This is a genomic window from Pseudomonas sp. GL-RE-29 (assembly GCF_019947275.1).
GTDB classification, from domain to species: domain Bacteria; phylum Pseudomonadota; class Gammaproteobacteria; order Pseudomonadales; family Pseudomonadaceae; genus Aquipseudomonas; species Aquipseudomonas fluorescens_A.
Genome location: NZ_JAGYGD010000007.1, coordinates 89,382 through 103,821, shown reverse-complemented (window position 1 = coordinate 103,821; position 14,440 = coordinate 89,382). Strand labels below are relative to the sequence as shown.

Below are 14,440 nucleotides of genomic sequence, written 5' to 3'. Positions count from 1 at the left end.
GGCAGCGCGGGCCAAGGCTGTCAGGTTAGTAGTCGATCGGATCGCGGATGATCGGGCAGGTCATGCAATGGCCGCCGCCACGACCGCGGCCGAGTTCGCCGGCGCTGATGGTGATGACTTCCACCCCGGCCTTGCGCAGCAGGGTGTTGGTGTAGGTGTTGCGGTCGTAGCCGATGACCACGCCGGGTTCCACGGCCACCACGTTGTTACCGTCGTCCCATTGCTCGCGTTCGGCGGCGAAGCTGTTGCCACCGGTTTCGACGACGCGCAGGGCTTTGAGGTTGAGGGCCTTGGCCACGGTGTCGAGGAAGTTGGTTTCTTCGCGACGGATGTCGATGCCGCCCGGTTTGCTTTCGTCCGGGCGCAGGGTGAAGGCGACAATCTGGTTCACCACTTCCGGGAAGATGGTCACCAAATCGCGGTCGCAGAAACTGAACACGGTGTCCAGGTGCATCGCCGCGCGGGATTTCGGCAGGCCGGCGACGATGACTTTTTCCACGGCTTTTTTCTGGAACAGATTCACCGCCAGTTGAGCAATGGCCTGGCGAGAAGAGCGTTCGCCCATGCCGATCAATACCACGCCGTTGCCGATCGGCATTACGTCGCCACCCTCAAGGGTGGAGTTACCGTGGTCCCTGTCCGGGTCGCCATACCAGATTTCGAATTCGGCGTTGGTGAATTGCGGATGGAACTTGTAGATGGCGGTGGTCAGCAGGGTTTCCTGGCGGCGCGCCGGCCAGTACATCGGGTTGAGGGTGACGCCACCGTAGATCCAGCAGGTGGTATCACGGGTGAACTGGGTGTTGGGCAGCGGCGGCAGAATGAAGCTTGTATGGCCGAGGAAACCGCGGAACATCTCGATGGCCTTGCCGCCGAAACTGGTGGGCAGATCGTCACCCGACACGCCGCCGATCAGGAACTCGGCGATGTGTCGCGGTTCCAGGCTGCGCAGCCACGAACTGGTTTCATTGATCAGGCCCAGGCCCACCGAATCGGGGGTGATCTTGCGTTCGAGGATCCAGTCCAGGGCTTCGGGGATGGCGACGATGTCGGTCAGCAGGTTGTGCATTTCCAGCACGTCGATGTTGCGTTCACGCATTTTAGTGACGAAATCGAAATGGTCGCGCTTGGCCTGGGCCACCCACAGCACATCGTCGAAAAGCAATTCGTCGCAGTTGTTCGGGGTCAGCCTCTGATGGGCGAGGCCGGGGGAGCAAACCATGACTTTGCGCAGTTTGCCGGCTTCGGAATGGACGCCGTACTTAACTTTTTCCGTGGTCATTTCAGTGAACCTCCAGATGGCAAAACAGTCGTGTTACAGGGTCAGGAAGCCGTCGTAGAGGCCGTAGGCCGCCACCAGGGCGCCGACGACCACCAAGGCGAAAATCAGCTTCTCGACATTGGTGAAAACCGGTTTGTTGAGTTCCAGCTTGGCCTTGGCGAACAGGATCGCGCCGGGGGCATAAAGCAGTGCCGAAAGCAGCAGGTATTTGATGCCGCCGGCGTACAGCAGCCAGACCGCGTAGATCAGCGCCACGGCGCCAATGATCAGATCCTTCTGCCGATCACCCGCCGCACCTTCGTAGGTTTCGCCGCGAGCTGCCAACAGCAGGGCATAGGCTGCCGACCACAGGTAAGGCACCAGGATCATTGAAGTGGCGAGGTAGATAAGCGACAGGTAAGTGCTGGCCGAAAACAGCGTGATGACCAGAAATATCTGGACCATGGCGTTGGTCAGCCAGAGGGCGTTGACCGGCACCTGGTTGGCGTTTTCCTTGCGCAGGAACGCGGGCATGGTGTGGTCCTTGGCGGCGGCGAACATGATCTCCGCGCACAGCAGCACCCACGACAACAGTGCACCCAGCAGCGAAATGATCAGACCAACGCTGATCAGCACGGCCCCCCATTTGCCGACCACATGCTCCAGCACGGCGGCCATCGACGGGTTCTGCAGCTTGGCCAGTTCCGGTTGGGTCAGGATGCCCAGCGACAGCACGTTCACCAGCACCAGAATCAGCAACACGGAGATAAAACCGATCACCGTGGCTTTACCCACATCACTGCGTTTTTCAGCACGGGCCGAGAAAATGCTCGCGCCTTCGATGCCGATGAACACCCACACGGTGACCAGCATCATGTTGCGCACCTGGTCCATCACGCTGCCCAGGTCGGGGTTTTTCAGGCCCCAGATATCGGCAGTGAAGATGTCCAGTTTGAAGGCGAATACGGCAATCAGGATGAACAGCACCAGCGGCACGATCTTGGCCACGGTGGTGACCAGGTTGATGAACGCCGCTTCCTTGATCCCCCGCAGCACGAGCAAATGCACGGCCCACAACAACACCGACGCGCCGATCACGGCGGCTACCGTGTTGCCTTCGCCGAAGATCGGGAAAAAATAACCGAGGGTGCTGAACAGCAAAACGAAGTAGCCAACGTTCCCCAGCCAGGCACTGATCCAGTACCCCCAAGCGGATGAGAAACCCATGTAATCGCCGAAACCGGCCTTGGCGTAGGCGTAGACCCCGCCGTCCAGGTCAGGCTTGCGGTTGGCCAGGGTCTGGAACACAAACGCGAGGGTAAGCATGCCGACAGCGGTGATCGCCCAACCAATCAGAATGGCGCCGACGTCAGCACTGGCCGCCATGTTTTGCGGCAGCGAAAAGATACCGCCGCCAATCATTGAACCGACGACTAATGCAACCAGCGCGCCGAGTTTCAGTTTTCCGGGAGCTTCAGACATTGCATGACTCCATTGCAGGAGAAGTGAGACGACACACTAAATCCGCCAGCCCTTCAGTCGGCTGACCTGGATCAGTGCATGTCTACATTCCGTTGTTAATAACTGAAAGAGTAGCTCGCACAACATTACTGCCCGTATTGCCTGTTCTAGAGACGTTATTGAATTTTTGTTGAAACTTTTTCGCATTCCCTGCGACTTATGAAGCTAGTTCGTTTTGGCCAATGCGCAAATTTTCCTGGTGGGTTGTAAGAACCAAATTTGCTTATGGATTGCCCTGTATAAAGCGAATGAATATATCGATGTCTGCAGTGATGATTTTGGTAATAAAAATGTCGTTTGTTGGCGTTATTCAGTAAACGTCATTACGCTTCATCCGTAAGTTAACGCCGGTTATGTGACGATCTCGCGGCGACTGCCGCCCCTTGGGAATGGAGACGCAGCCATGTCGCAATCGACGCAAAAACTTCGCCTGAGCGCACTGATCGCCCTGGTGGTGGGGTCGATGATTGGGGGCGGGATCTTTTCCCTGCCGCAGAACATGGCGGCCAAAGCCGATGCCGGTGCGATATTGATTGGCTGGGCGATCACTGCCGTCGGCATGCTCACCCTGGCGTTTGTGTTCCAGACACTGGCCAATCGCAAACCGGAACTGGACTCGGGCGTGTACGCCTACGCCAAGGCCGGTTTTGGCAATTACATGGGTTTCTCGTCAGCCTGGGGTTACTGGATCAGTGCCTGGCTGGGGAATGTCGGCTACTTCGTCCTGCTGTTCAGCACCCTGGGTTTTTTCTTTCCGGTCTTTGGCGAAGGCAACACACCGATTGCCATCGCCTGTGCATCGGTGTTGCTCTGGACCGTGCATTTTGTAGTGATGCGCGGGATCAAGGAGGCGGCGTTCATCAATCTGCTGACGACCGTGGCCAAGATCGTCCCGCTGATCCTGTTCATCGTCATCGCGGCAGTGGCGTTCAAGGCGGACATCTTCACCCGGGACATCTGGGGCCGCAGTAACCCGAGTTTCGGCAGCGTGATGGACCAGGTGCGCAACATGATGCTGGTGACGGTGTTCGTCTTCATCGGCATCGAAGGCGCCAGTGTCTATTCAGCGCGGGCGCAGAAGCGTTCGGACGTGGGCCGGGCGACGGTGATCGGTTTTCTCGGGGTACTGGCGCTGCTGGTGCTGGTGAATGTGCTGTCGCTGGGCATCATGAGCCAGCCGGAACTGGCCAGCTTGCAGAACCCGTCGCTGGCCTCGGTGCTGGAACATATCGTCGGCCCGTGGGGCGCTTTGCTGATCAGCGTTGGCCTGGCGATTTCACTGTTGGGTGCCTTGTTGTCATGGGCGCTGCTGTGCGCCGAAATCCTCTTCGCCACGGCGAAAGACAAGACCATGCCAGCGTTCCTGACCAAGGAAAACGCCAACCATGTGCCGGTCAATGCGTTGTGGCTGACCAACACGATGATCCAGCTGTTCTTGTTGATCACGCTGTTTTCCGCCGGCACCTACACCAGCCTGATTTACCTTGCGTCGTCGATGATTCTGGTGCCGTACCTGTGGTCGGCGGCGTATGCGGTGCTGTTGAGCGGGCGTGGTGAAACCTACGAACACGCGTCGGCGGAACGCACCAAGGATCTGCTGATCGGCGCCGTCGCCGTGAGTTACGCGGTGTGGTTGTTGTACGCCGGTGGTTTGAAGTATTTGCTGCTCTCGGCGCTGCTGTATGCGCCGGGGGTGATTCTGTTTGCCAAGGCCCGGCATGAGCAGGGCATGCCAGTGTTCACCCTGGTCGAGAAGGGCATATTCACTTGCGTTGTCTGCGGTGCGGGGCTGGCGGCGTATGCGTTGTATAGCGGGGTGCTGAGTCTGTGAAAGTGTTGTTGGCATTCGCTGCGCCCTATGACTGGCCGGCGATGCTGGGTTTTTTATCGGCACGGGCGATTGCCGGAATGGAAACGGTGGTTGGCGATGTTTACTCGCGCTGCATCGGCTTGAACGGGGTTCACGGCACGCTGTCGATCCAGCCAGCGACTGCCGACGCGCTGGAGTTGACGCTGGATTTTCCCGACCCGACAGCGCTGCCCGAGATCGTCGCGCGATTGCGACGGATGTTTGATCTGGACGCCGACCTGATCACGATGCAACGACATCTAAGCAACGATCCGCTGCTGGCACGGCTGATTGCCGAGCGTCCGGGGCTGCGCGTACCGGGGGCGTGGGACGGGTTGGAGCTGGCCATTCGTGCGGTATTGGGGCAGCAGATTACGGTGGTGGCGGCGATCAAACTGGCGGGCAAACTGGTTGCGCAGTACGGCGTGCCATTAGTTTCGCCTCGGGAAGGATTGACCCACGTTTTTCCGGATGCCTCGGTATTAGCGGCAGCGGATTTGGCGACGCTGGGGATGCCGAAAAGTCGCGGCCGCACTTTATCGGGAGTCGCTCAGGCATTACTGGATGATCCTTTGTTGTTTGAGCCGGGTCGGGAGGGTGGTGTTGCGCGATTGCTGACGCTGCATGGGATCGGTGAGTGGACGGCGCAGTACATCGCGCTGCGGCAGTTGCGCGAGATGGATGGATTTGCGAACGGGGATGTGGGGTTGATCAACGCGTTGGCTGCGCAGAAAGGTGAACCGGTGACGGCAAAGCAGCTTTTATTGCGGGCTGAGGCTTGGCGGCCTTATCGAGGGTATGCGGCGCAGTTGCTTTGGACTTCGTTGAGTCGTGCGGATTGAGGCGCATCTGGTTTTTGTGTTGAAAGGTCTGACGCCATCGCTGGCAAGCCAGCTCCCACAGGGTTACGCGGTGCCAGCGATGGCTATTTGTCAGTCACCACCACTGCGCGCGGTGTGAACCCAATTCCCCAGCCGCAATCGCCCACTGAAGCGGCGTCCCGGTGATCTTCAGCGGTACATGCAACCGATGCGCTGGGCCCCAGGATGTCTGCTCGAGCAACATCCCCTGATCTTGATCATCCTCGGCCCGTAACGACCCCTCCGTTCCGCGTCCATTGTCGATTAACAATTTCGCCGTACGCGCCAACGACAACCGCGCCGATCCGCCGCGTCCGCTGCTCAAGCGTTCAGCCAACAACTTGATCGCACTGGCCGCCATCAGATATCCAGTGGCGTGATCAAGGGCTTGCAATGGCAGTGGCGTCGGTTTGTCCGTGTGCTGCCATTGCATGCCGGCTTCGGCAATCCCGCTGCTCATCTGCACCAGGCTGTCGAATCCGCGGCGGTTCTGCCATGGGCCGCTCCAGCCGTAGGCGTTCAGGCAAACGTCAATCAGGCCGGGGGCGAGTTGTTGCCGTTCGGCGGCACCGAATCCCAGGCGTTCCAGCGCGTCGGCGCGATAGCCATGGAGCACGATGTCGGCGTCTTTGAGCAGGCTTTCAAAGAGCGTGCGATCCGCCTTGTCGTGCAGATCCAGGTGCGCGCAGCGCTTGCCCAGGGTCATTTCCGGCACCACGCCGGGCTCGTTCCAGCTCGGTGGGTCGATACGCAACACGTCGGCACCAAGGCCGGCGAGAAAGCGGCTGGCGACCGGGCCGGCGAGTACGCGGGTCAAATCCAGCACCTTGATTCCGGCCAATGGCTGCGCCACCGAACCTTGCCACGGTTTGACGTTGTGCCCGCTGTGCTGGCCGAACTGAATCAACGGTTCGGCGTTTACTGCGCGACCTTGAGGGTGAGCCTGCCATTGTTCCCAATTGCGCATTTCGGCAGCACAGCCACCGGCATCGACCACGGCTTGCTCCAGATCGCTTTTGGCCCATTGCGCCACTTTGCTCGCCATCGCGGCACGGTCGGCACAAGCGCCGAGTACGGTTTCGGCAGCGGCGCGGTGATGGGGCGCGTTGGTGTGCAGACGGATCCAGCCGTCCTTGGCGGCGTAGTCACCGGCGATGGGGTCCCACAAGGGTGGAACGCTCCAGCCGACCGGGCGCAGCGAGGTCGCGAACCAGAACGAGGCTAGGCGTCGGTCGACTTCAACGGCGGGCAATCGACCGGTTTGTTGAAGCAACAATTCGCTGACGGCTTGGCCGGCGGCTGCGATGCTGGCACAGGCCAGGTCGGTGACGGCAAACGCCGAGGGCAGGGCGCCTGTCGAGGTGAACGGGATCGGGGTGTGGGGCAAGCCGAGTGCGGCTTGAATGGACGTGAGCAGATCAGTCATTGAAGGCCCTCCGAAACGAGAGCCCGAGCATAAATCAAAAAAACCGCGAGCCGGATGAATTCCTTTGTTGGAGCTGGCTTGCCGGCGATGGCGGCATGGCATTCAACACCCTGTCGCCTGAACGGTCGCTATCGCTGGCAAGCCAGCTCCTACAGGGCCGGCGGGTTACACGCGGAACTGATCCATCAATTTCATTTGATGGGTGGTCAGGTTGTTGAGTTGGCTGCTGATCTGCGCCGATTCAGTGGCCTGGCCGGTCAGGGTCTCGGTGACGGTGCGGATCGCCGAGACGTTGCGGTTGACCTCTTCGGCCACGGCGCTTTGCTGTTCGGCGGCGCTGGCGATTTGCAGGTTCATGTCGCTGATCACGGTAACCGCGTCGCTGATTTTGCTCAGGGCCTGCACCGCCTGCTGGATCTGTCCGGCGTTGCTGTGGGCCTGGGTCTGGCTCGAATGCATGGTGGCGACCACGCCGCGGGTGCCGCTCTGGATGCGTTCGATCACCAGGCGAATTTCTTCCACCGAGTCCTGGGTGCGTTTGGCCAGGTTGCGCACTTCGTCGGCAACCACGGCGAACCCGCGACCGCTTTCGCCGGCACGGGCGGCTTCGATCGCCGCGTTGAGCGCCAGCAGGTTGGTCTGTTCGGCGATGCTGCGGATTACCTCCAGCACCGAACCAATCTGCTCGCTGTTCACCGCCAACGCTTCAACCTCGGTCACTGCCTTGCTGACCTCATCGGCCAGTTGATTGATTTCGCGGGTACTGCGCTCGATGATTTGCATGCCATCGCGGGCTGACTGGTCGGCGCCCTTGGCCGCACTCGCGGCGTTCGATGCGCTGTTGGCGACATCGTGCGCCGTGGCACTCATTTCGTTGGACGCGGTCGCCACCTGGTCGATTTCGCGGAACTGCACCTGCATGCCCTCACTGGTCTGGCGGGCGATTTCCGAAGACTGGTCGGCAGTGCCGCGCGCGTCGGTGATGCTTTGCTTGATCTGCGCGATGGTCGGCTGCAGCTTGTCGAGGAAGCGGTTGAACCAACTGACCAGTTCGCCCAGCTCATCTTTCTTGCTGTAGTGCAGGCGTTGGGTCAGGTCGCCGTCGCCGCTGGCAATCGCCTTGAGCATTTCGGCCACGCTGTTGATCGGCCGGGTGACGCCGGAAGCGGTCAGCCAGATCAGCAACAAACCGATCAGGCCGGCAATGATCGCCACACCCACGGCTTTGATCGTGCCGCTTTGCTGGGCGTCGTCGAGCACCGCTTGCAGTTTTACTGAGTCGGCCAGCAACACTTGTTTCGGCAGGTCGATGATCACGCCCCAGGCTTTGGAGTCGGCAATCGGGCTGACCGGGTAAACCGCGCGGATCAGGTCACCCTGTTGCAGAATTTTCGGTGCGCCCGCGCCGAGCAGTTGCAAGATGTCCTTGCCGTCCGCGCCGAGGGTATCGCCGATGCTTTTGCCTACCTTGCCAGCGTCGACGCTGTAGGCTGCCATCACGCCGGTGCCGGAGACGATCAGCATGTGCCCGGCGCTGTTGAACAGCTCTCGCTGGGAGTCGACCGCCGCTGCTTGCAGGGCGTCGAGGGCGATGTCGATACCGACCACGCCGATGGCCTTGCCATCCACCAGCAGTGGCACGGAAATGGTGGTCATCAACACTTCCTTGTTACCGACCGTATCGGCGTACGGGTCGAGCAGGCAGGTGCGCTTGCTGTCCCGAGGGCAGGTGTACCAGACGTTGTACGGCGTGCCACTCAGGTTCAGGGTGGTTTTGGTCATGTCCTCTTCGACCATGATGGTGTTGAGCGCTTCGCCCCCGGCGCGGCTCCAATAGGTGGCAAAACGTCCGGCTTCGTTGGACTGGCGAGCGGCGTCATTGGCGAATTCGCTGTCCTTGCCATCCAGGCCATTGGGCTCGAACGCCAGCCAGATCCCCAGCACTTTGTTGTTGCGCTCGAAGGCGGTTTTCAGGCTCTGGTTCAATTCCTCACGCAGCGCGCCGGCCTCCAGCGAGCGCTTGGTGGCCATGGCGCGCATGTCCTTGATCTGATCGGCCAAGGCAGTTACCACCGTCAGCGTCTCGCCAAATGTCTTCTGCACCCGCACCGCCTGCTCGGCGGCCTTGGCCTGCAGCAAGTCCTGCACACTGTCGGTGAGCATCTTGCTGCTGGAAGTGCTGACCAATTTATCGTTTTCGTTGGTTTGGTAGAAATTCATGCCGACGATCAACGCGACCACACCCAGCAGGCACAGACCGGAGAGCAGGACAATTTTCAGGCGGATGGACAGTGAGTCGAACATGGGGCGAACTCGCGAATGGATGAGCTGTTGGCTAGGAGTCAAAGGCGACTCGATACGCCAAATCCATTCAGCGCCATTCAATGCTCATCGGCGCAGGGCGGGTGTTGCATTAACGGGTCGCCGACGAACGGTAGTGATTGATCGTTTGCGCAGGAAAATGTGCCGAAAATCGAAATAAAAACGGGGGAAAACGCGGCGGGGTTCAGAAACGTTGCGGCAGTGATTCGGGGCGCGACCAGATCCACAGATTGCCCAGGCCCATTCCGGCAATCGCCAGGTAAATCGGCCAGCCATGATCGAGCATCACCAGCATCAGGGTGGCACACAGCAGCATGCTGACGGTGGCACTGACCTTGGCCCGGCGCGCGATGATTTTGCCGTTGCGCCAGTTGCTGAGAATGGGGCCGAACAACCGATGGTTTTCCAGCCAGGCACTCAAGCGCGGCGAGCTTCTAGTCGCGGCCCAGGCGGCCAGCAAGATGAATTCGGTGGTGGGCAGGCCGGGGATGACGATGGCGATCAGGCCGATGCCAAGGCTGACGTAGGCCAGCAGTCCGAAGAGCAGGCGGGTGAGTTTTGAGGTGGCGGGCATGGGCTCAGGAAAACTAATGTGAGGCTTGATCGGAATATCGCGGCTCCGCTCGGGTCATGTAGGAGCTGCCGCAGGCTGCGATCTTTTGATCTTGATCATCTTGATATCGTAAAAACCAAGATCAAAAAATCGCAGCCTGCGGCAGCGCCTACAGGGGGGTACCCCGTGTAGTCAGGCGGTTTCCGGGGCTGTGGCGTAGGCCTGTTCCAGCAACACTGTGAAGCGGTTGAAGGCGTCGATGGCGCCTTTATCCAGTTCAGCTTCTTCTTGGGCGCTGAGCTCAAGTCCATCGAGGGTTTTGACGAAGCTTTTCCAGCCTTCAGCACGGCCACCGGCCGGTTCGGCGAGGTGACGGGCGCCGAAGGTTTCGCTCAAGCCAAGACCCACTGCGCGTTTGATCAGGAACGCCGCGCCAAGCTTCGAACCTTCGGATACGAAAAGCCAGCCCAATGCTTCAGCCTTGCTCGGGTTGTTCACCGCGCCTGCGACCGGATCCGGCACTTCGGTTTCCAGGTCTGCCAGGTCAGCCTTGGCGGCTTCCGCCCGGCAGCGAGCAGGCAAGTCAGGGACGATGGTGGTCAGTTGCGCATCGTTGTACAGCGCCACCAGTTCCGACTGGAACAGGTACTGCGCCACCACGAAACGGGCGAAGTTGGCTTGGGTTTCGAACGGTGCGTGGGCTTTGACCAGGGCGTCGAGTTTGCTGTGCGGTTCGTGGGTGATCTGGTTCAGGCGTTGCGAACGCAAGGCCGGGCGTTGAGCCGTGTCCTGAGTGGTCATGGGAAATCCTTGAGAAAGAGAAGAGCCTGGTAACGAGACGAATGAGCAGGGGCGCGAGAGTAAAAAATCCTCACTGCGTAGCATTAATAAACGCCGCGCAGTGAGGGGGAGGGATCAGATGTCCCAGATCAGATTGACCGCGAAGTTGCGACCCGGTTGTGTCAGGCGATCGAGGTTGGCCGGTTGTGTCACCGAGGCCTCGCCGACGCTGTCGTAGCCGCGTACGTCATCCCACTGCCAGTACTTTTTGTTGGTCAGGTTGTAGAGGCCCGCGTTGATGGTCACGTCGTCGGTCACCTTGTAGAAACCGGCCAGGTCGAGCACGCCATAACCCGGGGTCTTGAATTGGGTGCTGGTGCCGTCCGGGGTCTTGAAGCTGGTGCTGTCGACACGAGTCTTGCGCTTGACCAGTGTCCAGTTCAGCAGGGCACCGTATTTGTCTTGCTCGTAACCCAGTCCGAAGACGCCGGTCAGCGGGTTGATGCTGTTAAGCGGCTGGCCGGTGTCATCGTTACGGCCGTACAGGTAAGCCATCGAGCCCTGGGTGTAGAGGCCGGTCGGGGCGCCGAAGCTGTCCAGGTTCAGGCGGCCCTTGAGCTCGACACCTTTGATGGTGGCGTGGGCGATGTTGTTGCTCTGGAACGTGGTCTCGGTGTAGCCGGGGGTAATGGCGTTCTCGTCGATGAAGTCGCGGTATTTGTTGTAGAACACCGCCATATCGAAAGAGCCGGCTTCGAACTGGCCGCGCAAGCCTGTTTCATAGCTTTTGCTCTTTTCCGGTTCGAGGTCCGGATTGGGCGCGACCTGATAGCCGCCCGCCAGGTTTTCGAAACGACCATACAAGGCCTTGGCGGTCGGCGTGCGGAAGCCTTCGGCGTACTGGCCGTACCAGGTGTAGTTGTCGTTGAAGCTGTAAGTAGTGCCGAATTTTGGCGACAGACGATGCCAGGTTTTGCTGTCATCGCTCACATCGCCGTTGCCGCTCTGGTCAGCGGTGGCCAGGAACTCTTCAGTCACGTGTGGATCAAGTTTGGTGTAGTCATAGCGTGCACCGGGCAGGAAGGTCCAGTTCCCCCAACTGATCTGATCCTGGGCAAACAGGCTGTAGCTGGTGATGGTCGGGTCCGGGAAATCGCTGGCCGGTGTCAGGGTATCGGCAGCGCTCGGGGCACCGATCACCCGGCAGGCGCCGGCCACCGTCAGGCAGGTGCCGCTGCCGGTGCGCAGGCCGGTGACTTTATCCTGTTTGATGGTGGTGCCGTAGGTGATGCGGTGATCGGTATCGGCGATGGCAAACGACTTGTCTGCCTGGGCATCGAACACCCATTGGCGATCCTTGTAAGTGGTATCGCGTTTGCGCAGCACAGTACGCGATGGCGCGTAGATTTCTTCGGTGCTTTGGTCGGCCTTGGCGATCTGGTAATTCAGCGACCACTTGATGTTGTCGGCCAGAGCTGTGTCCAGGCCGAAGCGATGCTCAATGCCGAAACGTTCGCGAGTGACGGTGTCGTTGCCGGTTCGGGATTTATAGAAGCCGAAGCCGCGCCCTGCGTTGAACGGGCCGCCCACCGCGCTTAACTGGTTGGTATCGACGTCGTCCTTGTAGTGCTCGTAGGTCAGGCCCAGGCGCGCGTCGTCGGCGTAATCCCAGCCCAGCTTGGCCAGCACGTTGGTGGTGCGCACGTCCTCAGGGTTGGCCTCTGTGCGATTCAGGCCGGTGCCGCCGGTTTCGCCGTAGGACTCGGTTTCATGGCCGTTGCGCTGACTCAGGTGCAACAAACCGTCGAACTCGCCGGTACGGCCAGCCACGGTGCCAGAGGTCAGCCAGCTGTCATCGGCCGAGCTGTAACCGGTTTTCAGGCGCGCGCCCACGTCATTGCCCGGCTTGATGATGTCGTCCGCATCCAGCGTGTAGTAGCTGACCGCGCCGCCGATGGCATTGCTGCCGTACAGCACCGACGCAGGGCCGCGGAGAATTTCCACGCGCTTGACGATTTCCGGGTCGACATAATTGCGATTAGTCTGGGCATACGGGCCGTTGAAAAAACTGTCGGGCACCTGCACCCCATCGACCTGGGTCAATACGCGGTCGCCGTCGATACCACGGATGTTATACCCGGTAAGGCCTGCGCGCTGACCGGCGCCGCCGACCGAAACACCCGGCTCGTAGCGCACCAGATCCTTGATGGTGTTGACGTTGTTGCGATCCAGTTCTTCGCGGGTGTGCACCGTGACGGTGCTGGGCACGCTGTTGACATCCTGCTCGTTACGCGTGGCGCTGATCGTCACCTGCTGCAAATTGAGGGTGCCGGCACTGGTACGTCGTTCCAGCACAATGTTGTTGTTACCCAGTTTGCGATAGCTCAGGTTGGTCCCCACCAACAGGCGATCCAGTGCTTTCTCCGGCGGCAGCGACCCGCGTACACCCGGCGATGTCACACCTTCGCCCAACTCTGCGGGCAAGCCGACCTGCCACCCGGTCACGGCAGTGAAGGCATTGAGTGCCGACACCAGCGACTGCGGCGCAATGGCGAACGAGTAATCGCCCATGTTACGGCTGGGTTGTTCGGGGGTGGCGGCCATGACCGGTGCTGTTCCGGCCATCAGGATGGCGGCGGTCAGCAACGACAGCACGCGGGAAGGTGAAGAGGCTTGGCGGGTAAGGCGAGAGGACATCGATAGCGCTCCGTGTCGCACGAATCTTTATAGGTGCTGATTGGCATTTATAGATGCGAATCAATTGCATTGGCTATAACGAGACGTACGAGGATTGGCTATCGAGTAAAAATAATTCTCATTTAGTTCAAAATCACCAGTGCCGGAAATTCCTTGAGCTTGGCGGAGGTGATGTGGGCGAGGGAGCGCACCACGTCCAGTGGCTGATCGAGACGGTAGTTGCCCGTCACAGCGACATCGGCCAACTGCTCGTTGTTGTTGATGATCCAGCCCGGGTAGTAGCGCCGCAGCTCCGCGAGCACCTGGCTCAGCGGGCAGTTTTCGAACACCAGTCGACCCTGGACCCAAGCCAGGTCAGTGGCGGCATCCAGCTTGGCCGGGCGGTCGAAACCGTTGGGGCCGATGCGGATACTTTCCCCGGCAGACAGTCGAATCCGCGCGTCGTCGCGGGTGGCGCGCAGGTCGACATCCCCGCGTTGCACCCGAACCTGTGTCACGCCATCCAGGTAGCGCACGGCAAACGCCGTATCGCGAACGCTCGCTTTCACAGGGCCGGCGTCGATTTCCAGTGGTTGGCCACGATGGGGCTGCACCTCGAAAAACGCCTCGCCCTGATACAGGCGCGCCACGCGCTGTTGATCGGTGATGGTGCTGGAAAACGCCGAGTTGGTGTTGAGCAGGACTTTCGAACCGTCCTCCAGTTGCAGGCGCTGGCGCTCACCGACCACGGTCAAGTGATCGGCCTGCAAACGCATCGGCAGATTGCTGAAGCTGAACAGGCCGAGGATCAGCACCGCAGCGGTAGCCAGCGGTTTCCAGTGTGGGCGCAGGCGCGACAGGACGGTGACTTTCGCCGGGCGCGCGGCCAGGCTTTGCGCGCACTGCGTGACTTGCGGACCGTTCCAGATCGCCTGTGCCTTGGCGAAAACATCGGCATGCGCCGGATCGGCCGCGAGCCACTGGTGGAACTGTCGGGTTTGTTCTTCGCTCGGGCTGTCCAGCACGATCAGCCAGTCCAGGGCCTGGTCCATCGCGTCAGCAGTGTCCTGCGCCGGCGAAGGCTCAGGGGAGCGGTGGGTGTCCGTCACGGTGTTTCCTCGGCGTGTTTGTGCACGACTGTTTTTTTAGTGAAGCGCAAAAGAGGGGCAAGGGTAGCCCTGATGATCAAAGC

Annotated in this window: 9 protein-coding genes and 2 pseudogenes; 2 read left to right on the top strand and 9 right to left on the bottom strand. The window is 60.3% G+C overall.

The window, feature by feature from the left end; translation table 11 throughout:
- Window positions 1-25: 25 nt before the first annotated feature.
- Together arcA and arcD (KGB21_RS08510) are read right to left on the bottom strand one after the other, a co-directional pair.
- On the bottom strand, window positions 26-1,282 hold the full coding sequence (arcA, locus tag KGB21_RS08515; protein ID WP_034149161.1) for an arginine deiminase: 1,257 nt from the start codon (window positions 1,280-1,282) through the stop codon (window positions 26-28).
- A 33-nt stretch (window positions 1,283-1,315) separates the two neighbouring features.
- A complete protein-coding gene (gene arcD, locus KGB21_RS08510; RefSeq protein WP_223504730.1) occupies window positions 1,316-2,743 on the bottom strand; it encodes an arginine-ornithine antiporter in 1,428 nt (475 codons plus the stop codon).
- Between the two features lie 442 nt (window positions 2,744-3,185).
- Between arcD (KGB21_RS08510) and arcD (KGB21_RS08505) the strand changes: the two genes are divergently transcribed.
- Together arcD (KGB21_RS08505) and KGB21_RS08500 are read left to right on the top strand one after the other, a co-directional pair.
- Complete coding sequence (gene arcD / locus KGB21_RS08505; protein WP_034149163.1) at window positions 3,186-4,613, top strand: arginine-ornithine antiporter; 1,428 nt, start codon at window positions 3,186-3,188, stop codon at window positions 4,611-4,613.
- The gene (locus tag KGB21_RS08500) at window positions 4,610-5,473 is read left to right on the top strand and encodes a DNA-3-methyladenine glycosylase family protein (protein ID WP_223504728.1); all 864 of its coding nucleotides are present in this window, start codon (window positions 4,610-4,612) and stop codon (window positions 5,471-5,473) included. Before arcD (KGB21_RS08505) ends, KGB21_RS08500 begins: the two co-directional genes overlap by 4 nt.
- 94 nt (window positions 5,474-5,567) lie before the next feature.
- Here KGB21_RS08500 and KGB21_RS08495 read toward each other — a convergent pair whose 3' ends face one another.
- From KGB21_RS08495 to KGB21_RS08470, 7 genes and pseudogenes are all read right to left on the bottom strand, one after another.
- Window positions 5,568-6,917 carry a CoA transferase gene (locus tag KGB21_RS08495; protein WP_223504726.1) on the bottom strand — a complete coding sequence of 450 codons (1,350 nt, stop codon included), beginning with the start codon at window positions 6,915-6,917 and terminating at the stop codon, window positions 5,568-5,570.
- Between the two features lie 165 nt (window positions 6,918-7,082).
- A pseudogene (locus tag KGB21_RS29570) lies at window positions 7,083-7,622 on the bottom strand (methyl-accepting chemotaxis protein); the annotation flags it as partial.
- Between the two features lie 366 nt (window positions 7,623-7,988).
- Window positions 7,989-8,948 (bottom strand): annotated as a pseudogene (locus KGB21_RS29565) (chemotaxis protein); the annotation flags it as partial.
- 475 nt (window positions 8,949-9,423) lie between these two features.
- The gene (locus KGB21_RS08485) at window positions 9,424-9,813 is read right to left on the bottom strand and encodes a YbaN family protein (RefSeq protein WP_223504722.1); all 390 of its coding nucleotides are present in this window, start codon (window positions 9,811-9,813) and stop codon (window positions 9,424-9,426) included.
- Between the two features lie 171 nt (window positions 9,814-9,984).
- Window positions 9,985-10,593, bottom strand: a complete 609-nt coding sequence (locus tag KGB21_RS08480; RefSeq protein ID WP_223504720.1) for a biliverdin-producing heme oxygenase — start codon at window positions 10,591-10,593, stop codon at window positions 9,985-9,987.
- A gap of 114 nt (window positions 10,594-10,707) precedes the next feature.
- Window positions 10,708-13,269, bottom strand: coding sequence for a TonB-dependent receptor (locus KGB21_RS08475; RefSeq protein ID WP_223504718.1), 2,562 nt, complete (start codon window positions 13,267-13,269; stop codon window positions 10,708-10,710).
- Between the two features lie 122 nt (window positions 13,270-13,391).
- Complete coding sequence (locus KGB21_RS08470; RefSeq protein WP_034149170.1) at window positions 13,392-14,357, bottom strand: FecR family protein; 966 nt, start codon at window positions 14,355-14,357, stop codon at window positions 13,392-13,394.
- Window positions 14,358-14,440 lie beyond the last annotated feature (83 nt).